This is a genomic window from Akkermansia sp. AE01SA01 (assembly GCF_036417395.1).
GTDB lineage: Bacteria > Verrucomicrobiota > Verrucomicrobiia > Verrucomicrobiales > Akkermansiaceae > Akkermansia.
This window is the reverse complement of sequence record NZ_CP143890.1, coordinates 1,920,434-1,946,190: the sequence shown is the minus strand read 5'-3', so window position 1 is coordinate 1,946,190 and position 25,757 is coordinate 1,920,434. Positions and strand designations below refer to the sequence as shown.

The following is a 25,757-nucleotide window of genomic DNA, read 5'->3' as shown; positions in this document are numbered from 1 at the left end:
GAACGGAAATAATTCACCTTTCCCGTTCCGGAGTGGGTTGAGTCGTCCGGAGACCTTTCAGGATATCGACTGCTTCACGGGCATTCATGATGTCCTTGAATTGGAAGCCTCTTTTCTTTCCGTATTTCAGCATGATGTCTCCGGAGCCGTTTTTGCGCAGACGGTGCCGGATCCCCTTGATTTTGTGAACGGAATAGGTCCGGATGCTGTGGTCGATGATCGTCATCAGGCGGTGTTCCGTCAGCACGTAAAGGGTATTGCGGCGGCGTTTCCGTTCCTTCCATGGAGCCGCAAATGCATTCAGGGGATAATAGATGGCTCCAAGGACGATACAAATCCATCCCGGAATAAAAAAGTAAAAAACGGGAGTGAACCTGCCGTCCGCCGGAAAACTGGTTACACGTTGCCAGCCCCCCAGAGTAAGCGCCAGTGGCAAGATAAACAGGAAGATTCCGTACAGGAATTGCCTTGTGCCCACGAAAGTCCAGCACCGTTCCATGGGATGGCTTTTCCACAGCACCTGTTCTCCGGGCTTGAGTTTTCTGCTCCAAATTTCTTCAGAAGCATCAATGCCGTCGTGACATCTTCGGGGCAGGACAGACTGATCTCTGTCGGCTGATGTAGCCAATGCTGCTGAAGCAGAGGCGTTATGCTGGTTCACCAGCTTTTTCAGAACATCCGCCGCTTCCCGGGGATGTTCCATGTCTTCCATCACAAAACAACCTCCTTTCCGGTACTCCAGAATAACATTCCCGGTACCATCCTTGCATGAATATGTCCGGATGCGCCTTCGCCTAGGAATGGGATAAGAGTGGAAGCGGAACTCTTGTGAGGAGGGGAAAAATAAAGGAGTTTCCCGAACGATGGTTAGCAGGCGCTGGTCTGTGAAAACGTAGCGGGTATTGCGCCTGGTTGTTCGTTTTCGCCACGGGGATGTCAGCAAATACAGGGAAGAAACCAGCAGGGGAGTGATGATAAGGGCGGCAAGGAGGATGCCTAATACGGAAGGGAAGCGATAGTATTTCATCCTGGCATCAAAACACAGGCTCAGGAACGTCGGCAGCATCAGGAAGAAGGCTGCGCACAGGCTGAACAGCGCGCTTCCGAACAGAAGTTTTCCCGTATCCCAACCAGTCCAGCTCCGTTCCACAGGCCGGCCTTTCCATAAAATCCTCTCTCCGGGTTTGAGCCTGCTGGCCAGCAGTTCTTCCGGGGTCTGTTTACCCTCGCTTCGTTTCATTGTGATATGGATATAAAGATGAGAGCATTTTGTGTCAACGGTTTGTAAAAAATGTAGAGTCAAGGTACATGACTTTTAAGTTGGAATAGATTCAGGAGCTTTCAGGCAATGCTGTTTCTTCCGTAGTGAAAATCATGGTTTAAATTTATTAACATCAAGACTTTACTATACATCTGGTCTTTTTCCGTCGTTTTCCCTTGTGGAGAAAAACAGTTCTTTTATACTAAACAGAATCGTACTATTTGATGCTTTTATATGTCTTTAACTATTAAATCAGAACAGGAATGCCGCTGGGACATTGCCTCCCTGGGTGAAGTGATGCTGAGGCTGGACCCCGGAGAAGGGCGCATCCATACCACCCGTTCCTTCCGCGTGTGCGAGGGCGGAGGGGAGTACAACGTGGCCCGCGGGCTAAGGCGCTGCTTCAGGATGCGCGGAGCCATTGTCACTGCCATTTGCGACAACCCGGTGGGGCGCTTGCTGGAAGACTGCATGCTCCAGGGTGGCCTGGACATGGATTACGTGGCGTGGAAGCCGTTTGACGGCATTGGCCGCGATTGCCGCGTGGGCCTGAACTTTACGGAGCGCGGCTATGGCGTGCGCGCCGCCGTGGGCTGTTCCGACCGCGGCCTGAGCGCCGCCTGCCAGATGAAACCCGGGGAGGTGGACTGGGACGCCCTGTTCGGCAGGGACGGCGTGCGCTGGTTCCATACAGGCGGCATTTACGCGGGCCTTTCGGAAACGACCAGCGCCGTGGTGCTGGAAGCCGTGCAGGCCGCCCGCAGGCACGGGTCCATCGTTTCCTATGACTTGAATTACCGCCCCTCCCTCTGGAAGAGCATCGGAGGGCAGGCCTGTGCGCAGGAGGTGAACCGGGCCATCTCCCCCTTTGTGGACGTGATGATCGGCAATGAAGAGGATTTCCAGGCGTCCCTGGGACTTTCCATTGAAGGGAGCACGGAGGATTTTTCCCGCATTGACCATGACTCCTACCGCCGGATGATCCGCCGCGCCGTCAAGGAGTTCGGCTTCAAGGCCGCGGCTACTACGCTGCGCGTGGCCCGAACGGCCACGCTGAACGACTGGGCGGCCATGCTGTATTACGACGGCGAATTTTATGATTCCATTTCCTTTCCGAACCTGGAAATCCTGGACCGCGTGGGCGGCGGGGATTCCTTTGCCTCCGGCCTGATTTACGGCCTGCTGTCCGGCAAGGGGCCCCAGTACGCCGTGAACTGCGGCTGCGCCCACGGCGCGCTGGCCATGACCACTCCGGGGGATACCTCCACGGCCACGCTGGCGGAAGTGGAAAAAGTGATGAAAGGCGGAACCGCCCGCGTGGACCGTTAACCCTTTAACTCTTTATGATATGATTGAAAGCTGGAGATGGTACGGTCCAAGTGATCCTGTGACGTTGAGGGACATCCGTCAGGCCGGAGCCGCGGGCATCGTGACGGCCCTGCATGAAGTGAAGTGCGGGGAACTCTGGACGCGGGAGGCCGTGGCCGGACGCGCGCGGATGGTTGAAGAGGCCGGGATGAAATGGGTGGTGGCGGAAAGCATTGCCGTCCATGAAGACATCAAAACGCGTTCGGGGAACTGGAAGCATTATCTGGAGGTTTACAAGCAGAGCCTCCGCAACCTGGCCGCAGGAGGCGTGAAAGTGGTGTGCTACAATTTCATGCCCGTGCTGGACTGGACGCGTTCCGACCTGGCTTTTCCGCTGGAGGACGGCAGCAGCGTTTTAAAGTATGACGCCGTCCGCGTAGCCGCGTTCGACCTGTTTATTCTGGAAAGGGCGGGGGCTGCGGACGATTACGCGCCGGAAACGGCGGCGCGCGCCCGTGAACTTTTCCAGTCCATGGACGGAGACGCCCGCAAGGCGCTGGCGGATTCCATCCTGCTGGGGCTGCCCGGCACGGTGGATGACCTGACGCCGGAGCAGTTCAGGGAGATGCTCAAACGCTACGAGGGCATTGACGATGCGCAATTGCGCCGGAACCTGTATGACTTTCTGAATGAAATCATGCCCGTGTGCGAGGAAACGGGCATCCGCATGGCCATTCATCCGGATGACCCGCCGCGCCCCATCTTCGGCCTTCCCCGCATCATGAGTGATGAGGAGGACATGCGCCAACTGGTGCGGGAGGTCCCCTCCATGCATTCCGGCTTCACGCTCTGCACCGGCTCTCTGGGCGGCCTTTATTCCAATGCGCCGCACCTGCTGATGGAGGAGTTTGCGGACAGGGTGTATTTCGCCCATTTCCGCAATACGGTGTTTGACGCGGACCATGAAAGCTTCCGGGAATCCGGTTCCCACCTTTGCGGCCATACGGACATGGCCTATGCCATGCAGTGCCTGCTGGACGAGGAAGCCCGCCGCAAGGCCGCGGGATGGCCGGAGTGGCGCATTCTGGTGCGCCCGGACCACGGGAAGCTGATGGACATTGATCTGGAGAAGCACTGCTATGCCGGGTATTCCTACGGCGGCCGCGTGATCGGCCTGGCGGAACTGCGCGGCCTGGCGCTGGGGCTCCAGTCCTTCCGCCCGCTGGCGGGAAAGACCGCTGTCGTGACCGGGGCCGCGGGCGTCCTCTGTTCCGTGATGGCCCGTGACCTGCTGAAGGCCGGGGCCAGCGTGGCTCTCCTGGGCCGTACTCGCTCCAAGCTGGAAGACCTCCAGCGGAAGCTGGCGGAGGAAGGTCTGGACCGGACGCTGGTGCTGGCTGCGGACGTGCTGGACAAGGCTGCTCTGGAACAGGCCTGTTCCCGCGTGAAGGAAGAATGGGGAAGGCTGGACATCCTGGTGAACGGCGCGGGCGGCAATGATCCGCGCGGAACCAGCCCGGCGGAGCAATGCATGCCGGACACTCCGGCGGATCAAGGCTTCTTCGGCATGGACATGGAGGGCTTTGAGTACGTGAACCGCCTCAACATGATCGGCACCATTCTGCCTTCCCAGGTGTTCGGGGAGCTGCTGGCCGCCTCCGGCGGGTGCATCGTCAACATCTCTTCCATGGCTGCCTTCCAGCCTCTGACCAAGGTGGGCGCGTACGGAGCCGCCAAGGCCGCGGTGGACAATTTTACCAAGTGGCTCGCCACGCATCTGGCCCCGCTGGGCGTCCGCGTGAACGCGATTGCCCCCGGGTTCTTCATCACGGAGCAGAACCGCTTCCTGATGATGGAAAAGGACGGGGCAACCCCCACGCCGCGCGGCCGCAAAGTGCTTGCCAAGACGCCCATGCACCGTTTCGGTGAACCGGAGGACCTCTGCGGGGTGCTCCGCTTCCTGGTCTCTCCCTCCGCTTCCTTCGTCACGGGCGTCATCATTCCCGTGGACGGGGGCTTTCTGGCCTATTCCGGAGTATAACCGCCAACGTTTGCCGCCATGTTCATCAACGACGATTTCCTGCTGGACACTCCCCAGGCCAGGACGCTTTTTCATGAGTACGCGGAAGGACAGCCGATCATCGACTACCATTCCCACTTGGATCCCGCCGCCATTGCGGACAACCGCCAGTTCTCCAACATCGCCCAGCTCTGGCTGGACGGGGACCATTACAAATGGCGCGCCATGAGGACGAACGGCATTCCGGAACGCCTCTGTTCCGGAGACGCTCCGGACCGGGAAAAGTATGACGCCTGGGCGGCTACGGTGCCGCGCCTGCTGCGCAATCCGCTGTACCACTGGACGCATCTGGAACTGCGCCGCCCCTTCGGCATTTCCGGCATTCTGTTCAGTCCGGAAACGGCGGATGAGGTCTGGGAAAAAACCTCCTCCATGCTTCAGTCCGGAGGAATGGGCGCGCTGGATATCCTGAAAAGGATGAACGTGGAGACCGTCTGCACCACGGACGACCCCTGCGACGACCTGTCCGCCCACCGGAGGCATGCCTTTTCCGGGGATTCCGTCAAACTGCTCCCCACCTTCCGCCCGGACAAGGCGCGCGCCGTCCACCAGGGCAGTGCGTGGCGGGAGTGGGTGGCGCGCCTGGAACAGGCATCCGGCATGGAAATCCGTGATTTGGCCGCTTTCAGGGAAGCGCTCGCCTCCCGGCATGACTTTTTTGCCCGTCACGGCTGCAAGCTCTCGGACCACTCACTTGAAGCGTTTGACGAGGAAAGCTTGTCCGGAGAGGAAGCCGCCGCCCTGTTCGCCTCCGCTCTCCGGGGCGGTGACATCGCCTCCGGGGATGCGGCCCGTTTCTCCAACTACCTGATGGACTACTTCGCGGAGCTGGATTCCGCGAAAAACTGGGTGCGCCAGCTTCATGTGGGCGCGCTCAGGAATCCGAACGGAGCCGCCCTGCGGGACCTGGGGCCGGATACGGGCTTTGACGCCATAGCGGATTTCACGTACATGGCCCCGCTGGGCCGTCTGCTGGACCGTTCCGCTCAACAGGGAACGTTGCCGCGAACCATCCTGTACAACCTTAATCCGCGGGACAACGCCGCTCTGGCCGTGCTCTGCGGCAGTTTCCAGGACGGCGTCACGGCTGGAAAAATGCAGTACGGGGCCGCCTGGTGGTTCCTGGACCAGATGGACGGCATGACCCGCCATCTGGAAACCCTCAGCCAGCTCGGCATGCTCTCCCGTTTTGTGGGCATGCTGACGGACAGCCGCAGCCTGCTGAGCTACACGCGGCATGAATACTTCCGCCGCATCCTCTGCCGCGTCCTGGGGCGTGACATGGCGCAGGGCCTGGTTCCGGACGACATGGAGATGGTAGGCTCCATGGCGGCGGACATCTCCTACAGGAACGCCAAACAATATTTCAACTTTTAAATCATGAAGACACTGCTGGAAAAATTATCCGCCATCAGGCTTGTCCCCGTCGTCGTCCTCCATGACGCGGACAAGGCCGTACCCCTTGCCAAAGCGCTGCTGGACAACGGCTGCGCCTGCATGGAAATCACGTTCAGAACGCCCGCCGCCGCGGAAGCCATTGCCCGCATTTCCCGGGAAGTCCCCGGAATGCTGGTGGGCGCGGGAACCCTCCTGACGCCGGAACAGGTGCAGGCCGCCTGCCGGGCGGGAGCCTCCTTCGGCGTGGCTCCCGGCTTTGATCCGCAGGTGGTGAAAGCCGCCGCGGGGATGGATTTCCTGTTTGTGCCGGGCGTCTCCACCGCCTCGGAAATGAGCCAGGCCCTTTCCCTGGGCTGCCTGTTCCAGAAGTTTTTCCCGGCGGAGGCCGCGGGCGGCGTCAGGATGCTTAAATCCCTGCTGGCCGCGTTCCGCCATACGGGCGTGCGCATCATGCCCACGGGCGGCATCAACGCGGGCAACATCGGCTCCTGGCTGGAAATCCCGGAAGTGGCCGCCTGCGGCGGTTCCTGGATTTGCGAATCTCCTCTCATTGAGGCCGGAGACTGGGAGGAAATAGGCAGGCGCACGCGGGAAGCCCTGAAAGCCTTGGAGGCAGACGCCCTTTAACAACCAACTGCGCTTTACCCATGCTCCAGGAACAACCAAGGCAGGACTCATTCCGGTGGATGATTCTCTTCATGCTCTTTGCGGCGACGACGATCAACTACCTGGACCGCCAGATTCTCTCCATCCTGAAACCCATTCTGGACCAAGAACTGGGCTGGACGGACGCCCAGTACGGCATGATCATGTCCATCTTCCAGGCTTCCTACGCGGTGGGCCTGACCATGTTCGGGTGGATTATCGACAAATACGGCGCGCGGATGGGCTTTGCCATTTCCATCATCTGGTGGAGTGTGGGCGCGCTTTCCCATGCCTTTGCCGTCGGCGTCAAATCCATGGGCCTCAGCCGCGTTATTCTGGGCCTGGGTGAAGGCGGCAACTTCCCGGCAAGCATCAAGACGGTGACCAACTGGTTTTCCTCCGGGGAACGCGTGTTCGCCACCACCCTGTTCAATTCCGGCGCGAACGTGGGGGCGCTGGTGGCTCCGGCCACCATCCCGTTCATTGCCGCCGCGTGGGGCTGGCAGTCCGCTTTCATTGCCGCGGGCGTTCTCGGTTTTATCTGGGTGATATTCTGGCTCCGCATGCCGAAGAACCCGCGCGTGAAGCTGGCGGAGGAATCCGCCGCCCTGGCGCAGGCGGAAAAGGAGGAAGCCAGGGCCTCCATTCCGTGGAGGAAATTGCTGGCTTACAGGCAGTCCTGGAGCCTCATCCTCGTGCGCTTCCTGACGGATCCCATCTGGTGGTTCTTCCTCTTCTGGCTCCCGGATTTCTTCAGCAAGCACTTTGGCTATAACATCAAGGAATCCGCCCTGCCGCTGATCGTCATTTACGCCCTGGTGACCGTACTGAGCATTTTGGGCGGCACCCTGACCAAGTTCCTGGCAAACCGTGGATGGAGCCTGAACAAGGTCAGGAAAATCTCCATGCTCATCTTTGCGTGCTGCGTGGTTCCGGTGATCTTCGTCCAGTACTTTGACATGTGGACCATCGTGGCGGTGCTGGGGCTGGCGGGAGGCGCACACCAGGCGTGGTCCGCCAGCGTGTACACGCTGGGTTCCGACATGTTCCCGAAGTCGGATGTGGCATCCATCACCGGCCTTTCCGGCATGGCGGGGCAGATCGGCAGCGTGCTGTTTCAGACGGCGGTGGGCTTCACGTTGTCCCACTTCGTAGCGCTGGGCAATCCTTCCCACGGCTATGACATCATCTTCATCGTGTGCGGATGCGCCTATCTGGCCGCCTTCATCATCTTCAGCCTGATCGTTCCCAAAATCAACATGGTGGAGGTCAGGGAAAGTTAAGCTTCCGGTCTTGTGACGGCGGCGTGCGGGGAGGAAATTCCCACGCCGTTTCCATTTGATCCAGCTTTCTGTGGACAGGAACAATGGAATACGTGCCATGCAGCACCCCGGTATTTGTCCGAAGGCGCATTGCCGCCGGGAATGATGCTGATTCCTGGTCTCTTACCTTCAAAAACATGAGAGAGGGAATAAATCCCCTCCGGCATGTTGAAAGTGCTGCACGGGGAAAATGTCTCTTGAACCGGGGAGGCTTTTAACCCGGAGAAGCGGGCGCTTTCCTTTCCCGATTGTTGGAATAGCCATTCACGGGAATGCATATTTTCACCTTCTTTCTTTGTTTTCTTATAGCGGGGATTCTCTGGTGATCCGGGGGGCGCATTCCGGGGTTTTTCTTCCGGTGCTCAAGGAGTTTTTACCAGAAAAGAAGTCTGTAAAAAACAGGCTGTTCCGGATTTCCGGAACAGCCTGTGAATTGATTAATAAAGTATTTGTTCCGTCCTTAACCGACGCGTTCGACCTTAACGGAGTGGGCCTGGCCGTTGATGACGATAGTCAGGTCACGGGAGCCGGAAGGTCCGCTCACCTGGGCGGTGATGCCGTTGTCGATGATGGTCATGGACGGAGCGGCAGACGCGGGAGCGGAGGCTGGAGCGGTGTTCACCTGCACGGGGACTTCTTCCTTCGGTTCCGGCTTCTTGTAGAAATCTTCCACCTGTTGCGGGAACATGGCGTAAATCACGCAGTGTTCGTCGTCCGTGGGGAGTCCCTTTTCCGCAAGCTTCCTGCGCAGGTCTTCCATGCCGGGCTTGATCAGGTCCGCCGGACGGCAGGTGATCGGTTCCTTGCCCATCTTTTCCGCGCAGAGCTTCTGCACTTCCGGGTCCACGGGGGCCGGGGTGCGGCCGTAGTAGCCCAGGGCGATGTCCGCCGCCTGGGGAGTAATATTCTTCCAGCGGCCGAACTTCACGTTCAGCATGGACTGCACGCCCACAATCTGGGAGGTGGGGGTCACCAGCGGAATCCAGCCCAGGGCCTTGCGGACCACGGGGATTTCCGCGAACACTTCTTCAAACTTGTCTTCCATGCCCTGTTCCTTGAGCTGGGTGCGGAAGTTGGAAAGCATGCCGCCGGGTACCTGGTAGCGGAGCGTGTCGGAGTCCACCACTTCATTGCGGTGGGAAGTGAACTTGCCCAGGCCGTCGTAAACGGGCTTGAGCATTTCGGAAACTTCAATGAGCTTGTCCGTGTCGTAATCCGGCTTGCGGGGATTGCCGTTCAGCAGGGCGAGCATGCGCAGGCAGTCCGGCTGACCCGTGCCGTTGGCGAAGGGGGAGATGGAGACGTCGCACGCGTCCACCCCGGCGTCAATCGCGCTGAGGTAGGTGGAGGCACCTAGGCCGGCGGTGTCATGCGTGTGAATCCAGACGGGAATGTTCAGGTCCTTCTTCAGGGCGCTGACCAGTTCATGGGTCACATAGGGGGGGATGAGGCCGGCCATGTCCTTGATGACGATGGCGTCCGCCCCCATGTCAGCCAGTTCCCGGCCCATGTCCACGAAGCTTTGCGTAGTGTGCACGGGGGAGGTAGTGTAGCAGATGGTGCCGTGGGCCTGTGCTCCGGCCTTTTTGGCGGCGCGGATGGAGGTTTCCATGTTGCGCGGATCGTTCACGCAGTCGAAAATGCGGAAGATGTTCATGCCGTGCTTGGCGCTCATGGCGACGAAGGCTTCCACCACGTCGTCCGCATAATTGGTGTAGCCCACGATGTTCTGGCCGCGCAGGAGCATCATGTGCGGCGTCTTGGGCGCGGCCTTTTTCAGGGCGTCCAGGCGGTCAAAGGGCCACTCTTTCAAAAAGCGCAGTCCGGCGTCGATAGTGGCGCCCCCCCAGGTTTCCAGGGCGCTGAAGCCCATGGAGTCCAGAATGGGGGCGACGGGCAGCATGTCTTCCGTCTTCATGCGGGTGGCCGCCAGGGATTGGTGCCCGTCGCGCAGAACGGTACAGTTGAATGTAACAGGATTCATATTTTATTTAACGATCGTTAAAAATTGAAGGAGGTGGCTTCTTGAAAAAAATTGTCTCATATGAGTTTGAGGAGGTCAAGCTTACATGAATGGAATTTAGAATTATTCTAATAAAACTCAATTATTGAACAGGAGCCATCAACCTGGCAAGGTTGCATAGCATTTTGAACCCCAGCGATTTTTTGTTGTAATCCTCCAGGGATTCCCTGACGGATGAGTAAAAGTCTTTTTCCAGCATGGCCTTTATCTCCGCGCAGACACCGGAATCGCGGACAATGGCGGTGAGTTCGAAGTTCAGGGCCAGGGAGCGGTTGTCCAGGTTGGCCGTTCCCACGGTGGCGATGTCGTCGTCCATCAGGATCACCTTCTGGTGCAGGAAGCCTTTTTTATAAGCCCAAAGCTGGATGCCGTAGGTATCCAGGTCCCGAAGGAAGGTGAAGGAGGAAAGCTTCACCAGAATATGGTCCGCCCGTTCCGGGCGCAGGATGCGCACGTCCACGTTCCGCAGGGCGGCCGCCTGGAGGGCAGACATCACTCCTTCGTCCGGGACGAAATAGGGCGTGGAAATCCACAGGCGGTGCGTGGCCCGGTTTGCCAGGGCAATGATGGTGGTCTTCCATGCGGGAATCACGTCCGCCGGGCCGGAGGGCAGCACCAGCACCGTTTTATCCTCCGGCTGGGGTGTAATCTCCCAGCACAGGCGGGGGAAGGTGGACGGGTTGGATTTCAGCATGGTGGCCCAGTTCCAGTCTTCCAGAAAGCTGATCTGGGTCTGCTGGACGGAGGGGCCGTGGAGCTGGATGAAGGTGTCTCTCCAGTATCCCAGCGCCCCCTTTCCCAGATACTCCCGGCCGATGTTCATGCCGCCGATGAAAGCGGTGGAGCCGTCCACGACGACCAGCTTCCGGTGATTCCGGAAGTTCAGGCGCAGAACGTTGCTCAGGAAGTGACGCTTTCCATTGAACGGCTCAATGTTCACCCCCTCCTTCCGCAGGGCGGAAATATAGCCGGGCGGCAGCTTGTGAGAGCCTATTTCATCATACAGCATATAAATGTTGATGCCGTCCCGCGCCCGCTCGATCAGCAGTTTTTTCAGGTTTTGGCCCACCGAATCGTTCTTGATGATGAAAAACTCGATCAGGATGTAACGCTCCGCCTTCTTGATGGCATCGTAAATGCGGGGGAAGGCATTGTCCGCATCGATCAGGAGATGGCAGGAATTGCCCCTGCACACGGGCAGCCGCACGATGTCCCCCAGCGTCTGCATGATTTCCCCCGCCGTGTCCGCTGTGCGTATGGCGTATGGCTTCATGCAGTTCGTGATCTTGTCCGTCAGCTCTCCCCACGGGGACTCGGAATCCGTCTGTCTCCGCCGCGTTTCCACATAGCCGCTGAAGGTGCGCCGTCCCAGAATGAGATAAAAGGGCACGGCGATGTAGGGAAAGGCCAGCAGGGAAATCAGCCACGCGATGGTACCCTGGGGCGTGCGTGTGTGGAGCAGCGCCGGAATCAGGCAGAATGCCCCGGCTATGTGGCAGAGGGCGGCGAATCCCAAATATGGCTCGTCAGGTATGAGCATGGAAATCATGGAACGCGTAACGGAAGAAAATACAGGGACGGGAAATAGTGAAAAGGCTGGCTTTTGGTGCTGGAGATGGTACTAAAGTGGCGCATGCTCGTATTATCACGGGCCAAGGGCTGAGAAAAGCGCAAATTACGGAAATGAAGCAGTATTTGGAACTTTTGGACGACGTTTTGACCCATGGGGTGGGGCGGGAGGACCGGACTGGAACGGGCACTATCGGCGTGTTCGGCAGACAGAGCAGATATGACCTGCGCGACGGTTTTCCGTGCCTGACCACCAAGAAGCTCCACCTGCGCTCCATCATTTACGAACTGCTCTGGTTCCTGAAAGGTGAAACCAACATCAAGTTTCTGAAAGACAACGGCGTCAGTATCTGGGACGAATGGGCTGATGAAAACGGCGAGCTTGGCCCCGTGTACGGCGCGCAATGGCGCTGCTGGCCGGGGAACGACGGCAAGCCCATTGACCAGATTGCCAGACTGATTGACGGCCTCAAGAATAATCCGTGGTCTCGGCGCCACATCGTCAGTGCCTGGAACGTGGCCCTGGTGGACGACATGGCCCTGCCGCCGTGCCATTCCCTCTTTCAGTTTTGTGTAATTCCCGCGCAGCCGGGAGAGGAAAGGAACGGCCTTTCCCTCCAGCTCTACCAGCGCAGCGCGGACCTCTTCCTGGGAGTTCCGTTCAACATTGCCTCCTATGCCCTGCTGCTGCTCATGACAGCCCAGGTGTGCGGCTATGAGGCCAGGGAATTCATCCATACCTTCGGGGACCTGCACCTGTACCGCAACCATCTGGACCAGGCACGGGAACAATTGTCCCGCATGCCGCGCCCGCTTCCGGTGATGAAGCTCAATCCGGATGTCAGGACCATTGATGGATTCCATTACGAGGATTTCGAACTTATCGGGTATGATCCCCTGCCGCATATCAAGGCCCCCATTTCCGTATAATTCCGCTCATCTCATTCCCTGATCATCATGTCACAGCCCGTCACTTACACAGGAGTGGTCGCCATGGCGTCCGACCGCGGCATCGGCTACCGGGGCGCGCTGCCCTGGCATCTGCCGGACGACCTCAAAACCTTCAAGCGCCTCACCACGGGGCATCCCGTTCTGATGGGACGCAAAACCTATGAAAGCATCGGCAGGCCGCTCCCCGGACGGCAGAACATTGTGCTGACCCGCGATCCGTTCTGGACGGCGGAAGGAGTGGACGTCATTCACTCCGTGGAGGAACTGGAGCGTCTGTCCCTGATGGACCCGGAAGTCATGGTCATCGGCGGTGCGGAAATCTTTTCCCTGATGATGCCGCTCATGTCCCGCATGTGGATTTCCCATGTCCGGGGGGAATACCCGGCGGATACGTGGCTACCGCCGTTTGAAGACCGTTTCCCGTCAGCAAATCTTCAGGAACAATTTGAAGGTTTTGATTTGTTTTTGCACGAATAGGGGATTCCGAATCCGTTGGCAATGAAATTTATTGACCATAAATGCTTTATTTTTATAAAGCATTGATAATGCTTGATCTTATTAAATTATGGCCTTTTTTCGATATTCTCCCTTGTTCATGACTGTCTTGGAATTATAAAGAGGGTGGACGACCGATCAAAAACGCGGATTCGGAATTCGTTACATTAACCGCGTATGAAAACTGTTCTGTCCCTGATAGTTGTTCTGTGCAGTACGGCATCCTTCTCCCTGGGAGCCTCCCTGTATTATTCCGGTTCCAATGATGGCTGGTGGGAAACGGCCGGGAATTGGAAAAGGGATTCTCCTGACGGCCCCGCTTCTGCATCAAAACCTGCTACGGGAGATACCATGTACATCGGCTCCGACGGAAATATCAACGTCAAGATAGGGAGCAACGGAGGCAGCAATACATTCTACGGCATGAATATCAATATCGCGGAGGGGAGTACCCTGACGGTGACGACCAACGATGCGAAATTCTGGGGGTCCACCTTCACCATAGGCTCCGCGGACGGTCTGATTTTCACAAACAATGTGTGGGGAGACTATAAAAACGGCGCTCCAGAGGTGGGCCGCCAGCCTCTTACGTTTAATCTGGGCCTGGAAGGTTCCGTAGTGTACCAGGCCAATTTCAACAATTCGTCAAGCGCCCACTTCAATTTGAACGGTTCCCTGAATATTCTGGGAGGAGGAGAATTCTCTATCCAGCGCAGGGATTTGATGACCTTCGGGACCAATGGAGATGCCTTGTCATTTGATTTTTCCAATTTTCAGGTGAGCTTTGAATCCGGGGAAGTTTCGACCCTTTATGACCAGTCTGCAGAGCTGACCGCCACCAGAGAGGACTTGGGCAAGTACAAGCTGGTTTATGACGCCGACGGCAAGAAGCTGTATGTGGAATACGTGACGGGCTCCCAGGCCGTTCCAGAACCTTCCGTTTCTCTGCTGGGTTTCGCGTGCGTGGGTGGATTGCTGATGAGGCGCCGCCGTCAATAACTCGGAACTATTCGGATAGTCTGTTCCGCGTGAATGGTTTAAATGCGGGAAGAGGCATTCATCTATCCGTGGAGCAGCCCCTGGCGAGTCCAGGCAAGTAAAAAAGGCGGGAAATCTCCCGCCTTTGGAATTGATGCGACAAAACGAATTGTCCGTCAGAACCGTCTGCGGCGCATCAACAGCGTGCCGAGTCCAAACAGCCCCATGACGGCGGTTGCGGGTTCCGGGACGGCCATGGCTACCAGTTGAACATTTCCATCATTGTATTGCAGGCCGAATTCGCCTTCCTTGAGGTTGCTTGCATCCTGGGCGTAAGTAAGCGTATTGCCGTCGGAATCCATTACATGTAATTGGGAACCGTCAAAGTTGGAAATGGAACCGTCTCCGAAGCCGACATGGAGCATGTCAATGGAAGCAGTCAGCCCGGCTAGAGTGTAACTGCCCTTCAGAATGGTTGTTTTATCCCCAAGCCATGCCGTTCCAATAGTAACCAGGCTGTTTCCGGTCATCTGTCCGAAGTCGAAAACTGTTCCGTCCGCAACACCCATGTCAAAATTGAAATTTACTTGAGTGTTGGTTCCGAGATGCATGGAAAATGCTCCATAATCTCCCCATTCGGTGGCATTCAAGGTGACGTAGTCCCCCAGATAGATACCTGATGTACAACTTTTCAGCTCGTTTTCGGCTGTAACGGTAATAGCTGTCTGGTTGCTGGTGAACGTCTGTTTTCCGTTTTCCACGGAAAAATCATACCCAATAAAGCCCGGATCCTGATTGATGGGCTTGTAACCGTCTCCAGATTGAAGGCTGGTCTGGGATGAATTTTTAAGGATTCCCCAGTTGTTTTCTGACCAATTTCCATTGTCGCCTCCATTCCAGACGTAAACCCAGTAATCGCTATAATTGAAGTCAGGCTGTAATACGGTAGACGCCTGGGAGGCGCAAACGGTCATCATGGTGATGAACAGCGATAAAGTCTTTTCCATAAAAAGTGGTGCTTCTCTGAACGGAAATAAATGTGTCGGATTTCATATCCGACAATGATTTTCTTTTGTTGTTATTCATTTTTTATCAGTGATTAATGGAAAATATAGATTATGTAAAAACACTTAAATACAAGTGAATTCCTTGTTTAAATTTTCAAAAACCATTATTTATCAAACATATCTATTGACAACGGATATGAAATTCGTATTTGTTTCTAACTTCAAAGGAAGCTGTTGATGGAATAGCCTTTTCCGACTACATTTATCGTGGAATAAAAGGAACCATTCAATTTTTCCGATGGAATGCATCAATGAGCTAAAGCAACATAGGACGGCTGGATAATTTTCAGGGCCGGCAGGTGATATTTTTGCGGTAATATTTAATCCTGCTGTTCTGCAGCATATTTAGAGCGACAGACAGATTCTTTCCCTATGCCGAAGCCCGGGATCCGAGTTTTTACAGCAGGAATGACCGATGCTGAATAAAGTTGAAATCTCAGGGAGGAAACCTTGGACGGAACCGTGGTCAGGAGGAGCAAAACGTGGAATTGAGGTGCAAAAAGGTGTGGCGGGCATGATCGGCCCCACAGGAGAGGGGCGGGGAAGGGAAACGGTGCATTTCCGTTTTTTTACTTTTTCGGACGGGAAAACGGAAGACTTCCGGAAAAAGCCGCTTCCCTCATTGACGTTTCCATTTCCTGATTGGCAGGACTTTATTTAAAATCGTCCTCGTTCGGAGAGAAAGGTTGCACCACCCAGTCAAATTCCAGTTCCCTGTCGCCTCCTCCTATGGAGACGTACTTCGTCTTGATCAAAGTTCCCGCATTCTCTTCCCTTTGTTGGGATGAAGGTTTTTCCCAGATAAAGGAGATTTCTTCCATCTTCTTTTCGCCGGATTCCAGGAAGATCGTGCGGGTCCGGATGATCGGCATGTACCAGGAAGCGGCATCCGTATAAGAACAGGCGGTTTCCCAGGCAACTCTCTTTTCTTTTTCCTGTTTTTCCGCCTTCCAGGTGATGCTCAGGGACGTTTTTCCGTGGCGGCCGTCTTCTGCGGCTCTTGTGTACTGAATGGAGGGAAAATCCTGCGTAACAATTATCGGATTAATCAGGAAGAATCCAATGGAGATGGAAGTGGTAGCGATCATATTTTCATGTGGGGGCGGGGAAAAACGGGACGCCGGGATTTCCGACGCCCCGCTGAAAAGGTTTTTTTATTTGCCGGATTTGCCCAGCTTGTAACCAGCATAGGTTTCCGTATTGTACAGGGGCTGTCCTTCCGGAACGGCATACCCGATTGCCTTGCGGATGGCGAGGAAGTCCGCCACGCCTTCCGGTCCCACCTGGTTCAGGGGGGCCTTGTGCAGTCCGGCCAGCAGGACCATGCGGCAGTAGGCATCCGCGTTTTCCATGAACCATTCCGCTTCCTCCACGTGGCGCCCTCCGGCGATGACGCCGTGGTTTTCCATGAATACGACGGTGGATTGTTTGGATACCTCCGCAACGGCCTGGGCCGTTTCCGGGGAGCCGGGCGTTCCGTAAGGGGCCAGCGGGATATGCCCCAGGAAAATGTCCGCTTCCGGATTGATGCCGGAGGGGGGAACCTGGCCGGCGAACAGGAAGGCGTTGCAGTGCGGTGGATGGGCGTGGATGCAGGAGTTGACACCCACGGATTTCATCATGGCAATGTGCGTCTTCACCTCGCTGGTAGAGGGGCGGATGCCCGCTTTTTGGCGTCCTTCCATGTCAACCAGGCAGATGTCCTCCACCTTCATGAATCCCTTGGAGCACAGAGTGGGGGAACACAGCACGAGGTTCTGCGCCACACGCACGGAGATGTTGCCGCCGTTTCCGTCCACATATTCGCGGTTCCACAGGCGGCGGCCCATGTCGCACATGCGTTCCTTGATCACCAGGATTTCAGGGGAATTGAAAAACGCGTCCACTTCCTCCTTCGTGACGGGATTGTACTTTTCCCACGGGAATACCTTGTCCGGGAGGGGCGGGGAGATTGACCAGTCTTCTGACATATTAGTTGCGTGTTAATGGTTGAGCTTTTCGTAGGCTGCCTTCTGGGGGCCGGGCAGGAATGTCCGGTACGTGATGCCGAAGGCGTCCCTGGCCTGCTCGGGCGTAGAGTACACTCCGGCTCCGGCAAAGGCAAACATGGATGCGCCCAGAACGGTGCTTTCCGAGACTTCCGAGACTTTCACCGGAATCTGGAGAATGTCCGCGCGCATCTGCGTCCAGATGTTGTTTCTGGCTCCGCCGCCTACCAGGATGAGGAAGCCGCTCTTGAAGCCGCCGACGGATTCCAGGCGGGCCAGGCGGGATTTCAGGCGCCAGGAGAGTGCTTCCATGGCAGCGCGGTAGATGTGGGCGCGCGTCCTGCCCAGCACCAGGCCGTTGATGGAGCCCTTGCTGTCTCCGGAGGCCAGGAAGTCCGGCACCATGGTGACTCCGTCGCAGCCGGGCGGGATCAATTCCGCCTCCGCATCCATGACGTCATATGTCTCTCCCCGGAAGCAGGTGGATTTCACCCATTCAATGATGCCGGAGCCGAGCCATTGCAGGCCGGGGTTGAGCAGTCCGGGCTCCGCGTCGAACTCCACCGTAGCTCCATCCGCATAATCTTCCGGAGTCAGGCGCGCCTGGGTGGAACGCACCATCAGGATTTCCCAGGTTCCGGAGGAAAGGACCGGCTGGTTCCTGTCCGCTCCGGAACCGAAGATGGCGAACTGGGTATCATGTCCCGCGGAGATGACGGGAACGCCCGCCAAGGCAGGAATTCCCATGTCCGCAGCTGCTTCCGGCGTGACAAGGCCGATGGTTTCCCCCGCATCAACCATGGGCGGGAAAAGATCGCGGCTCAGGCCGAGGTGGTCCAGGATAAACGTGGAAAAATCACCCGTTTCCATATCCGTAAGCTGGGACGTGCCGGCCATCGTGCGGTCCGTCGCCATGATGCCGGTGAGTTTGCAGGCCAGAATGTTGGAGATGAAGAGCCACGCATGGGCCTTTTCCAGCAGGTCCGGACGGTTTTCCTTGATCCAGATGAGCTTGTAAATGGTATTGAAGGCAAAGGCTCCCACACCGGAAATCCGGTTGAGCTCTTCCTGGGAAATATATTTGCCGATGTGCTTCATGACGTCCGCCGTGCGGGGGCATTTCCAGGAAATGACGGGATAAAGAAGGTTGCCTTCCGCATCCGTCAGCGCGCCGTCCACGCCGAAGGTGGTGATTGTCACCGCCTTCACCTGCTCGGCAGGCAGGCCCTGGAGCGCCTGGACGGCGCATTCGGAAAGCTGGTTGAAAATCCGGTCGGCGTTCCATACATGGAAATCCGGGTTTTCCTGGCCCGGCAGCGTGGCGTTGGGTTGTGAGGCCTTCCCCACAATAACGCCTTTTTCGTCCACAACCATCGCGCGCACATTCGTCGCGCCGCAGTCCAAACAGAGGGAGTACATAGAGAAATACTAAATATTGAAGATTAGATACTAAAGGGAAACTGTTCAGAGATTTTGCCCGGCAAGCGTTTTTGTCGTAGCGGTCAATAGCCGCATTAATTCCAGGCAATCCTGTTTTAAACTTTCAAATTGCTGGTCCGTCAGGCAGGAAGTTGCATGCAGAAGGCGGAGCCAATACCAAGTCTCCGAACATTCTTTTAGTGAAATGTGTACTTTGGAGAAGAAGTCTTTTTTGCTGACGGCATAGGAGGCTTCCGCAAGATTGGCCCCGATGCTTGTTCCGGAGCGTAGAATTTGCTGGATCAGTGCCTGTTCGCACCGTTGCTTGCGAAGATGGCGGCATAAGGAAACGATACGAATGGAAAAGGCAAAACTTTTTTCATGAGCGGCACTTTCGTTCATCTTTTAGTCTTTAATCATTCGTATTTAGTCTTTGATATTAACGCTGAACGTCATCAGGGGAAGAATTTCTTCCCCTGATGAAAAGGTCAGCCGCTAATATTTGCCGTACAGCGGGCCGTAGTTGGCGCAGGCGCGGAAGTCGGCGCCTTCCGGGTCCGCGGTGCCGTGGAGGCCCCAGGCGGAGGGACGGTAGATTTGGTCGTCCGGGATGTTGTGGGCGTATACGGGGATGCGCAGCATGGAGGCCAGCGTCAGGATATCCGCGCCGATGTGGCCGTACGTGAAAGCTCCGTGGTTGGCGCCCATATTGGCCATGACACTGTACACGTCCGTGAAGGCGCCCTTGCCGGTAAGGCGTGGGGCGAACCAGGTGGTGGGCCAGCCTGGATCGGTCCGTTCGTCCAGCGTCTTGTGCACCTTGTCGGGCAGGTCCACGGACCAGCCTTCCGCCACAATGAGGACGGGGCCCAGGCCCTTGACGATGTTCAGGCGCATCATGGTGACGGGCGCGCCGCCCTTGGTGACGTAGTGGACGGAGTAGCCGCCGCCGCGGAAGTATTCCCGGTTGGCCGGGCACCAGGTGGCCTGGCTCATCATCTTGTCCGCATCCTCCTGGGTGACGTCCCAGTGCTTCTTCATGACGGGGTTGCCGTCCTTGTCCGTGCAGGCCATGCAGCCGTCCAGCGCGGCGGAGCCGGAGTTGATGAGGTGGATGATGCCGTCCTTGGCTTTGCCTTCCAGCTTATAGCCAGTGACGCGCTTTACGGCTTCCGGGCTCCAGTAGGTGCGCACGTCCGCAAAGACGTTCGCTTGGCCGGTGAGCAGGTAGCCGAACAGGAGGCACGCTCCGTTCAGGGAGTCGTTTTCCGTGGCGAAGGGCATCGGCGCGCGCGGGCCGTTCCAGTCAAAGGTGGAGTTGAGCAGGGTTTCCGCGATGTCCCCGTTCGGGTAAAAGTCCGTCCAGTGGCGCTGGCCCTGGAAGCCGCCGGCAATGGCCTGGTAACCCAGGGATTCTTCTTCCCGGTCAATCTTTTTGAGTTTGGGGTTGCCCTGCATCATGTCGCGGAAGATCATGGCCATCAGCACGCTTTCCTTGAAGGTTTTGCGGCGGCCGTTCTCATCCAGCTTCAGGTCCGGGCGGTTCTTGTCTTCCGCAAACTTGAAGACGGAGTCCGCCCATTTCATGGCGATGTCGAATTCCTCCTGGTCGTAAATCTTCTGGTCCATGCGGCGGCGCACTTCCGTCATGTCCACGGCCTGTACGCGGATGCCCAGGTAATTTTCCCAGAAGGACTGGTCCACGATGGAGCCGGCGATGCCCATGGAACAACCGCCGATGGAAAGATAGCCCTTGCCGCGGAGTGTCGCCACAGCCAGACCGGCACGGGCGAAGCGGAGTATCTTTTCCGCCACGTCATCCGGAATGGAGGTGTCTCCCGCATCCTGCACGTCCTTGCCGTAAATGGAAAAGGCGGGGAACCCCTTTTGGTTCAGGCCCGCCAGGGCGGCGGCCAGGTAAACGGCGCCGGGTCGCTCCGTTCCGTTGAAGCCCCAGATGGCCTTGGGCGTGAAGGGGTCCATGTCGAAAGTTTCACTGCCGTAGCACCAGCAGGGCGTTACAGCCAGGGAGACCCCTACGTTGTTGGCCTTGAACTTGTCCGCACAGGCGGCGGCTTCCGCGGGGCCGCCGATGCAGGTGTCTGCGATCACGCATTTGACGGGATCGCCGGAGGCGTGGCGGACATTAGCTTCAATAAGGGCGGCGGCGGCCTTGGCCATGTTCATGGTCTGGTCTTCCAGAGATTCGCGGACGCCGAGGCGGCGCCCGTCGATCGTGGGACGGATTCCTATGGTGGGGAGTATTGTTTTCATATCTTGCGTATGTGATGTGCAGGGATTATGCCGGAATGGACTCTTCTTCATCCTCCTTCTTCAGATGGATGTTCCGGAAGAAGAAGCCGTAAATTAGTACCACGGCAAAGCAGATGATGGGAATAAAGAAAGATGACCGCACGGCTTTTTCCACGAAGTTTTCCTGGGCCGTCTGGAACTGCTTCATGTCCAGGGGATGGTAGATCAGATCGTTCAGGACGTCGGGCCGGGAGGCGGGGAGCGTGGTCAGGGCCGGAATCAGGGAAAACTGCTGGATCTGCTGTTCCCGACTGGCAGCGGCGGGCAGCCGGTTCAGGTTGTCCTTGAACAGGGAAAGTTCTGCGGGCGTGAGGCCGGAACAGCCGGGCAGCGTTTTGGCGGCTTCACTGAAGGCGGCTCCGGTCAGGGAAGGCAGGGACTGGAAGGTTTGCAGGTTCTTCTCGAACTTGGCGGCGGTTTTGGCCTGTTCCCCTCCTGCTGCGGCGTTTGCTTCCGACATTTTGTAGAGGGTGAGCATGGAGCCGGAGATGGATTTTCTGGAGTCAGCGGCTTCCACCTGGGCGATCAAGGGACGGTCGATGGATTCAAAATAGGCCACCTGGTTTTTCACCGTGGTATTGTCAATGCAGGCGCCCATGTACGGGGTGATGACTGCGCCGCCCAGAATGGCCATGATCAGGCCGGCCGCGCCCAGCTTGACTTCCGACCCCAGGCCGCGCAGCGCGATGCCGTAGATGGTCGGAAACATCAGGGACATGCAGCCGGAAATGGCAACCAGCGTCCAGACGGAGAATTCTTTGGGCAGGTACATGGTTCCCAGGCAGCAGAGAATGCCGGCGACGGCGAAGAGGGCCATCATGTTGGCCGGGTTGAATTTCTTCATCAGGGCCGTGGTGATGGCGCGGCAGGCGATAAAGAGGATGATGGAAAAGATGTAATAGTTGGAGGCGGCTGCTTCCTGCATGCCGGGGAAGACGGACATGATGTACTTGATTGTCCACGTCCAGACGGCGATTTGCACGCCCACATAGAAGAATTGGGCGACTACGCCGCAGGTATAGCGGGGAAGCCTGATGAGCTTCACGAGCTGGCAGCGGTAATCCGGCATGATGATCAGGAAGGCGATGGGGCCGATCATCATGATCAGGATCTGCTGCACCATGCTGAATTCAAAGCTGGAATAATACTGGAACAGGAAGGGAACCAGAATGAAGGCGATGCAGAGGCCCAGGCGGCCCAGTTTGGAGGAAAGCGGCCGCGTGTTTTCCTGCGTGGGTACGGTTGAGTCGTCGGACTTGTAGCGGCAGAAGAAGAACCAAATGACGGCCGCAATGGCGACGAGGCCAACGTAAGGCACGCATACCCAGAAAAGTTCGTCGCTCACGATGGCGTTGAGCTGTTCCGGGTCCATGGCCTTGCGGGTGTCCATGTCCGCATCGTTCAGGTGGGACAGAATGAAGTATTTTGCCAGGAAAATACCCGTCAGGGAGCCGATGGGGTTGAAAGCCTGGGCGAAGTTGAGGCGGCGTACGCTCGTTTCCTGTGACCCCATGGACAGCACGAAGGGGTTGCAGGTGGTTTCCAGGATGGAGAGGCCGCCCGCCAGTACGAAAATAGCCATTAGGTAAATGTCAAAGCTCTGGCCTATGGCGGCAGGAATATAGCAGAGGGCGCCTATCATGTAGAACCCCAGTCCAATCAGCACGCCCGCCTTGTAGGAAAATTCTTCCAGCAGGATGGAGGCGAAAATCGCCAGCACCGCATATGCCCCATAGAAGGAAATCTGCACCCCGGCTGACTCGGAGGCGTTGATCATGAAAATTTTGCTGAAAGCAGGGACCAGATTGTCCGTCATATTGTTCAACAACCCCCACAGGGCGAAGCAGGAGACCAGCATGAAAAATGGCAGCCGGTACTGCTTGGGTACGATCGGCACGGTAGAGGTACGATTTGTGTCCATATGCTTTTTCTAATCTCTCACACGAATATCGATGCGTCAATCTGGAAACAGGGAAGAAGTTGGGAATCCGATTTTTCTTCCATCCATATGAGCGCGTGCCTGAAAATATCCATATGCAGCTAACTATGAAAAAATAATCACGTTTTGAGCTGTTCCGTAGTGCGCATGCACGAGATACGCTTCCCTATCAAACGTGAAATTCAGGAATGGGTTCTTTCTACACCGCCATCACGGCAGGAAACAGATGCAGGAATGCCGGCGGAACAGGAACTACGATTTTCGGGAAAGTGGGGCCTGTCGCTAGAGGTATGTCCGGAACCTTGGAAACGGAAGAGGGAGAGCGAACAGAAATGGACAGGGAGAGTCTGCCGTGGATTTTGAATTTATTCATTTTGTTAGAAAAATATATCTATTTTTTAAATTAATTGTTGATTATTTCTGATTTTTTCATATCATAATAGGTGAAACATTGGAATTATCATCTATTTAAACAATTAAACAAAATAATGTTATGGGAAAATTAAGCGAAGCCAAAAACAAGGTGCAGGAAGAGAGGAAAGAAGTTCAGGAGCAACTGGATATCCTCATTTCTCTTGCAAAATCTCAAACGGAAATATTCCAGCAGCGAATCGAAGCCAGCTTGAAGGATGGAAAAATCAGCGACGATCTGACAGTACCTATCACGAAAGTCCTGGCCAAGCAATTGGAGTCCAGAGCCGTTTACAAGGAAGGCTCTGGTGACATTGTGACCAAGGTGACCGACGCCTTCAAACAGTTATTCAATGGGAATGGACAAATTGCGGATGCAGTGGGCTCCATCATTTCTACCGGGATTGACGCCATTCTGGGGGCAGGAGAGGGAACGGAGAAGATCGTGGAAACATACTATGTGGTCGTGGAATATCCCGCTTTAATACGGTACGATATCAGTTGCTGGGGCCGGAATATGAAGGCAACCGGTTATTTAACCTCCATCCTGACAAACGCCATATCATACACGGCCTACAAATCCGCTGTGGATGTCAGTAAAATGGACTTCAACACATTCCTGGCGGCCTATGCGGGCATTCTGAACAAGGCGTTTGGAGATAATCCCAAACAGATGAAGGAAATGATTGAGGAAGCAAAGGAAATATTCAACATGTTCAAGGACAATAAGATGAAAATCGATGGAGGGGATGATGTACAATATGTCAAGTCGATGCCATCCGTAGAGCATTACACGCGCCATGTAGAGGAGAAAAAAGCCGTGATTGGGGACTTCTGATCCGGAAACAGCATGATGTGCCATGAAGACTGAACTATCAATCAATGAACTGAGAAAGGGGGATGTCCTCCTTTTCTCCGTGCTGCAAGGGGACATAATCTCTTCCCTGATCGGGCTGCTGACAAATTCGGATGTAAGCCATGCCGCCCTTTATGCCGATGAGGAAAAACAGACCCTGCTCGAAGCCACCGGAGAACATCCTGTCCTGGAAAATCCGGCCCGGGAAAGGTTTGCCGGGCGTACCATCCATGTTTACAGAAACAGGGCTCTCCCTTCGCTGGATCCGGTTGTTGAAACAGGCAGGAAATACTTGCAGCAAAAACTCCCGTATGGCGGCATTTATTTGCTGGGGCTGCTTCTGGTTACCTCCAAATATTGCCGGTTCCGCTGGGACCGCGAGACGGCCGGGGCCGCAATATGCCTGCTGGCGTCTACCTATCAGGCATTGCGCTCTTTGCTGGAGGGCAGCCATCCTACGGCATTTTGTTCTCAATTTGTAGCGAAATGTTATGAAGAGGCCGGAGAGCCCTACCACTTGCACTACAAACAGCCGGTCATCCCTCTGGATGCTCGTGTCGGGGATGGGGATCGGTCTCTTCTGTCAGAAGCTCTGGAAGAAATGGAAGCCGGGAAACTGAACGTTGACGGTGCCGGCCCGGACGGGTATGAGGAGAATTTCATGATTCAGGAATTATCTGAAAACGTCTTTGATCCGGAGAAGCACGGGGCCGTCTTGCTTCAATCTGCCAGGGATGCCATGACTGACCAGTCGGAAAACGGCGGTTTTGTGTGTTCTTCATTCAAGGAGAAAATAGAGCTTATCCTATGGACAGGAAGGGTTGCCTATGTCTGGTACTGCCTCCTTACCCACAAGAAAGACTGGAAAAGCCTGTGGAGCCGGCAAGCCCAGAAAGAAGCCCTTCTCTGGCTCAATGAACATCGTTCCTCCTTCATTGCTCCTTCTGATTTCAAGAATACTGAGGAACTTTCCTGTGAAGGCTGCATTGCCGGGAACTGATCATTAAACGCCGTCCTGTTTGTTTGGAGAGCCGGACATACAGGGCGGAGTCTTTCTCCAGATCTTGAAGCTGCTCTTCTGCCTGTCCCATGCGGAAATTTATCCGGACGCATGCGGGAGAAGGCGGGGCTTCTGCTTGACTCTCGTTGGAGGGGTGTTTAAGCATGGACGCATGATTAAGTATGTTCCCGTCTTTGGCCTTTTTCTGATTGGTGGGCTGGTCTCCCATGCCGTGGAAAATTCTGTGGCCGTTCCTCCGTCTACCTCCGATACGCCGGAGGCGCCGCTTCCTTCCGGGGAATTGCTTTCCGACCATGTGGCGGAAGCCGAGTTCACGGGCATCATTCACAGAAAGTGCATGTTCAGGACTTCCCTGTGCCCGGACAAATGCGCCCATCCCAAGGACTTCGCCACCTTCCGGATCATCAAGTACCTGGATTACCGGAAGCCGGGCAAATATGGCGATGAGAAGCAAGAAAAGCTGATGGTTGACGTAAATCCGGATCACAAGCCCATTCTCCAGGATGCCTCCATCCTGAAGCAGATTGCCGCGTTCAAACCGGGTGACAAGGTTGTTCTGCACTGGTCCCATTATTATATGCACAAGGATTCCAGTTCCTTCCCGGAGCGGCCCGTGATTTCCATACACCCTCTTTCTCCGTCCGGCAGGGAGAAGAAAGAGTGACTTCTGGTCTTTTTGCAGAAAAGCGGGCCGGGCTGGACTTGAAAATGCG

General features: G+C 56.1%; 22 protein-coding genes and 2 pseudogenes. 14 read left to right on the top strand and 10 right to left on the bottom strand.

The window, feature by feature from the left end; genetic code table 11:
- Positions 1-13 precede the first annotated feature (13 nt).
- Complete coding sequence (locus V3C19_RS07820; RefSeq protein WP_295934603.1) at positions 14-1,240, bottom strand: hypothetical protein; 1,227 nt, start codon at positions 1,238-1,240, stop codon at positions 14-16.
- A gap of 255 nt (positions 1,241-1,495) precedes the next feature.
- Here V3C19_RS07820 and V3C19_RS07815 point away from each other — a divergent pair, with 255 nt between their 5' ends.
- The 6 genes and pseudogenes from V3C19_RS07815 (at position 1,496) to V3C19_RS07795 (ending at position 7,975) form a co-directional block, all read left to right on the top strand.
- Positions 1,496-2,590 (top strand): sugar kinase, encoded by a 1,095-nt coding sequence (locus tag V3C19_RS07815; RefSeq protein WP_295934601.1) that lies wholly within the window; start codon positions 1,496-1,498, stop codon positions 2,588-2,590.
- 19 nt (positions 2,591-2,609) lie between these two features.
- A pseudogene (uxuA, locus tag V3C19_RS12840) lies at positions 2,610-3,779 on the top strand (mannonate dehydratase); the annotation flags it as partial.
- A gap of 66 nt (positions 3,780-3,845) precedes the next feature.
- Positions 3,846-4,610, top strand: coding sequence for an SDR family oxidoreductase (locus tag V3C19_RS12835; protein WP_345786451.1), 765 nt, complete (start codon positions 3,846-3,848; stop codon positions 4,608-4,610).
- Between the two features lie 18 nt (positions 4,611-4,628).
- On the top strand, positions 4,629-6,026 hold the full coding sequence (gene uxaC, locus V3C19_RS07805; protein ID WP_130083738.1) for a glucuronate isomerase: 1,398 nt from the start codon (positions 4,629-4,631) through the stop codon (positions 6,024-6,026).
- Positions 6,027-6,029: 3 nt separating this feature from the next.
- Positions 6,030-6,674 (top strand): bifunctional 4-hydroxy-2-oxoglutarate aldolase/2-dehydro-3-deoxy-phosphogluconate aldolase, encoded by a 645-nt coding sequence (gene eda / locus V3C19_RS07800; RefSeq protein ID WP_295934596.1) that lies wholly within the window; start codon positions 6,030-6,032, stop codon positions 6,672-6,674.
- A gap of 59 nt (positions 6,675-6,733) precedes the next feature.
- Positions 6,734-7,975, top strand: a complete 1,242-nt coding sequence (locus V3C19_RS07795; protein ID WP_161981278.1) for an MFS transporter — start codon at positions 6,734-6,736, stop codon at positions 7,973-7,975.
- Positions 7,976-8,474: 499 nt separating this feature from the next.
- Here V3C19_RS07795 and V3C19_RS07790 read toward each other — a convergent pair whose 3' ends face one another.
- The gene (locus tag V3C19_RS07790) at positions 8,475-9,998 is read right to left on the bottom strand and encodes a pyruvate carboxylase subunit B (RefSeq protein WP_130083735.1); all 1,524 of its coding nucleotides are present in this window, start codon (positions 9,996-9,998) and stop codon (positions 8,475-8,477) included.
- Between the two features lie 121 nt (positions 9,999-10,119).
- A complete protein-coding gene (gene cls / locus V3C19_RS07785) occupies positions 10,120-11,577 on the bottom strand; it encodes a cardiolipin synthase (RefSeq protein WP_161981277.1) in 1,458 nt (485 codons plus the stop codon).
- Positions 11,578-11,720: 143 nt separating this feature from the next.
- On the opposite strand from cls, the gene V3C19_RS07780 reads away from it, so the two are divergent.
- From V3C19_RS07780 to V3C19_RS07770, 3 genes are all read left to right on the top strand, one after another.
- Positions 11,721-12,536 (top strand): thymidylate synthase, encoded by an 816-nt coding sequence (locus V3C19_RS07780; protein ID WP_130083733.1) that lies wholly within the window; start codon positions 11,721-11,723, stop codon positions 12,534-12,536.
- A 27-nt stretch (positions 12,537-12,563) separates the two neighbouring features.
- Positions 12,564-13,034 carry a dihydrofolate reductase gene (locus tag V3C19_RS07775; protein WP_295934594.1) on the top strand — a complete coding sequence of 157 codons (471 nt, stop codon included), beginning with the start codon at positions 12,564-12,566 and terminating at the stop codon, positions 13,032-13,034.
- A gap of 195 nt (positions 13,035-13,229) precedes the next feature.
- Positions 13,230-14,051: a hypothetical protein gene (locus tag V3C19_RS07770; protein WP_295934591.1), complete on the top strand. Its 822-nt coding sequence runs from the start codon at positions 13,230-13,232 to the stop codon at positions 14,049-14,051.
- A gap of 155 nt (positions 14,052-14,206) precedes the next feature.
- On the opposite strand, the gene V3C19_RS07765 is transcribed toward V3C19_RS07770, so the two are convergent.
- Positions 14,207-15,037, bottom strand: a complete 831-nt coding sequence (locus V3C19_RS07765) for a PEP-CTERM sorting domain-containing protein (RefSeq protein WP_295875338.1) — start codon at positions 15,035-15,037, stop codon at positions 14,207-14,209.
- A 475-nt stretch (positions 15,038-15,512) separates the two neighbouring features.
- On the opposite strand from V3C19_RS07765, the gene V3C19_RS07760 reads away from it, so the two are divergent.
- Positions 15,513-15,758 (top strand): hypothetical protein, encoded by a 246-nt coding sequence (locus V3C19_RS07760; RefSeq protein WP_295875336.1) that lies wholly within the window; start codon positions 15,513-15,515, stop codon positions 15,756-15,758.
- Here the strand turns inward: V3C19_RS07760 and V3C19_RS07755 are convergent.
- The 6 genes and pseudogenes from V3C19_RS07755 to V3C19_RS07730 all read right to left on the bottom strand — a co-directional run.
- Entirely contained in the window at positions 15,751-16,185 is a 435-nt protein-coding gene (locus V3C19_RS07755) for a hypothetical protein (protein ID WP_295934589.1), read from the bottom strand. The genes V3C19_RS07760 and V3C19_RS07755 overlap by 8 nt on opposite strands.
- A 66-nt stretch (positions 16,186-16,251) precedes the next feature.
- Positions 16,252-17,067, bottom strand: a complete 816-nt coding sequence (locus tag V3C19_RS07750) for a class II aldolase/adducin family protein (protein ID WP_130083728.1) — start codon at positions 17,065-17,067, stop codon at positions 16,252-16,254.
- Positions 17,068-17,079: 12 nt separating this feature from the next.
- Positions 17,080-18,504, bottom strand: coding sequence for an L-fuculokinase (gene fucK / locus V3C19_RS07745; protein WP_295934587.1), 1,425 nt, complete (start codon positions 18,502-18,504; stop codon positions 17,080-17,082).
- Between the two features lie 45 nt (positions 18,505-18,549).
- Complete coding sequence (locus V3C19_RS07740; protein ID WP_022398386.1) at positions 18,550-18,906, bottom strand: four helix bundle protein; 357 nt, start codon at positions 18,904-18,906, stop codon at positions 18,550-18,552.
- A gap of 93 nt (positions 18,907-18,999) precedes the next feature.
- A complete protein-coding gene (locus V3C19_RS07735; RefSeq protein WP_130083725.1) occupies positions 19,000-20,778 on the bottom strand; it encodes an L-fucose isomerase in 1,779 nt (592 codons plus the stop codon).
- 619 nt (positions 20,779-21,397) lie between these two features.
- Positions 21,398-22,738: pseudogene (locus tag V3C19_RS07730) on the bottom strand (sugar MFS transporter); the annotation flags it as partial.
- A 206-nt stretch (positions 22,739-22,944) separates the two neighbouring features.
- On the opposite strand from V3C19_RS07730, the gene V3C19_RS07725 reads away from it, so the two are divergent.
- From V3C19_RS07725 to V3C19_RS07710, 4 genes are all read left to right on the top strand, one after another.
- The gene (locus V3C19_RS07725; RefSeq protein ID WP_130083723.1) at positions 22,945-23,163 is read left to right on the top strand and encodes a hypothetical protein; all 219 of its coding nucleotides are present in this window, start codon (positions 22,945-22,947) and stop codon (positions 23,161-23,163) included.
- A gap of 86 nt (positions 23,164-23,249) precedes the next feature.
- The gene (locus V3C19_RS07720; protein ID WP_295875318.1) at positions 23,250-24,005 is read left to right on the top strand and encodes a hypothetical protein; all 756 of its coding nucleotides are present in this window, start codon (positions 23,250-23,252) and stop codon (positions 24,003-24,005) included.
- A gap of 22 nt (positions 24,006-24,027) precedes the next feature.
- Positions 24,028-25,023, top strand: a complete 996-nt coding sequence (locus V3C19_RS07715) for a hypothetical protein (RefSeq protein ID WP_295875314.1) — start codon at positions 24,028-24,030, stop codon at positions 25,021-25,023.
- Positions 25,024-25,195: 172 nt separating this feature from the next.
- Entirely contained in the window at positions 25,196-25,708 is a 513-nt protein-coding gene (locus tag V3C19_RS07710) for a hypothetical protein (RefSeq protein WP_295934582.1), read from the top strand.
- Positions 25,709-25,757: the final 49 nt, after the last annotated feature.

Excerpts from the sequence above, each read along its gene's own strand:
- V3C19_RS07820 (WP_295934603.1), bottom strand. The coding sequence starts at position 1,240 with ATGAAACGAAGCGAGGGTAAACAGACCCCGGAAGAACTGCTGGCCAGC.
- V3C19_RS07815 (WP_295934601.1), top strand. The coding sequence starts at position 1,496 with ATGTCTTTAACTATTAAATCAGAACAGGAATGCCGCTGGGACATTGCC.
- V3C19_RS12835 (WP_345786451.1), top strand. The coding sequence starts at position 3,846 with ATGGCCCGTGACCTGCTGAAGGCCGGGGCCAGCGTGGCTCTCCTGGGC.
- uxaC (WP_130083738.1), top strand. The coding sequence starts at position 4,629 with ATGTTCATCAACGACGATTTCCTGCTGGACACTCCCCAGGCCAGGACG.
- eda (WP_295934596.1), top strand. The coding sequence starts at position 6,030 with ATGAAGACACTGCTGGAAAAATTATCCGCCATCAGGCTTGTCCCCGTC.
- V3C19_RS07795 (WP_161981278.1), top strand. The coding sequence starts at position 6,734 with ATGATTCTCTTCATGCTCTTTGCGGCGACGACGATCAACTACCTGGAC.
- V3C19_RS07790 (WP_130083735.1), bottom strand. The coding sequence starts at position 9,998 with ATGAATCCTGTTACATTCAACTGTACCGTTCTGCGCGACGGGCACCAA.
- cls (WP_161981277.1), bottom strand. The coding sequence starts at position 11,577 with ATGCTCATACCTGACGAGCCATATTTGGGATTCGCCGCCCTCTGCCAC.
- V3C19_RS07780 (WP_130083733.1), top strand. The coding sequence starts at position 11,721 with ATGAAGCAGTATTTGGAACTTTTGGACGACGTTTTGACCCATGGGGTG.
- V3C19_RS07775 (WP_295934594.1), top strand. The coding sequence starts at position 12,564 with ATGTCACAGCCCGTCACTTACACAGGAGTGGTCGCCATGGCGTCCGAC.
- V3C19_RS07770 (WP_295934591.1), top strand. The coding sequence starts at position 13,230 with ATGAAAACTGTTCTGTCCCTGATAGTTGTTCTGTGCAGTACGGCATCC.
- V3C19_RS07765 (WP_295875338.1), bottom strand. The coding sequence starts at position 15,037 with ATGGAAAAGACTTTATCGCTGTTCATCACCATGATGACCGTTTGCGCC.
- V3C19_RS07760 (WP_295875336.1), top strand. The coding sequence starts at position 15,513 with ATGCTGAATAAAGTTGAAATCTCAGGGAGGAAACCTTGGACGGAACCG.
- V3C19_RS07755 (WP_295934589.1), bottom strand. The coding sequence starts at position 16,185 with ATGATCGCTACCACTTCCATCTCCATTGGATTCTTCCTGATTAATCCG.
- V3C19_RS07750 (WP_130083728.1), bottom strand. The coding sequence starts at position 17,067 with ATGTCAGAAGACTGGTCAATCTCCCCGCCCCTCCCGGACAAGGTATTC.
- fucK (WP_295934587.1), bottom strand. The coding sequence starts at position 18,504 with ATGTACTCCCTCTGTTTGGACTGCGGCGCGACGAATGTGCGCGCGATG.
- V3C19_RS07740 (WP_022398386.1), bottom strand. The coding sequence starts at position 18,906 with ATGAACGAAAGTGCCGCTCATGAAAAAAGTTTTGCCTTTTCCATTCGT.
- V3C19_RS07735 (WP_130083725.1), bottom strand. The coding sequence starts at position 20,778 with ATGAAAACAATACTCCCCACCATAGGAATCCGTCCCACGATCGACGGG.
- V3C19_RS07725 (WP_130083723.1), top strand. The coding sequence starts at position 22,945 with ATGGGTTCTTTCTACACCGCCATCACGGCAGGAAACAGATGCAGGAAT.
- V3C19_RS07720 (WP_295875318.1), top strand. The coding sequence starts at position 23,250 with ATGGGAAAATTAAGCGAAGCCAAAAACAAGGTGCAGGAAGAGAGGAAA.
- V3C19_RS07715 (WP_295875314.1), top strand. The coding sequence starts at position 24,028 with ATGAAGACTGAACTATCAATCAATGAACTGAGAAAGGGGGATGTCCTC.
- V3C19_RS07710 (WP_295934582.1), top strand. The coding sequence starts at position 25,196 with ATGATTAAGTATGTTCCCGTCTTTGGCCTTTTTCTGATTGGTGGGCTG.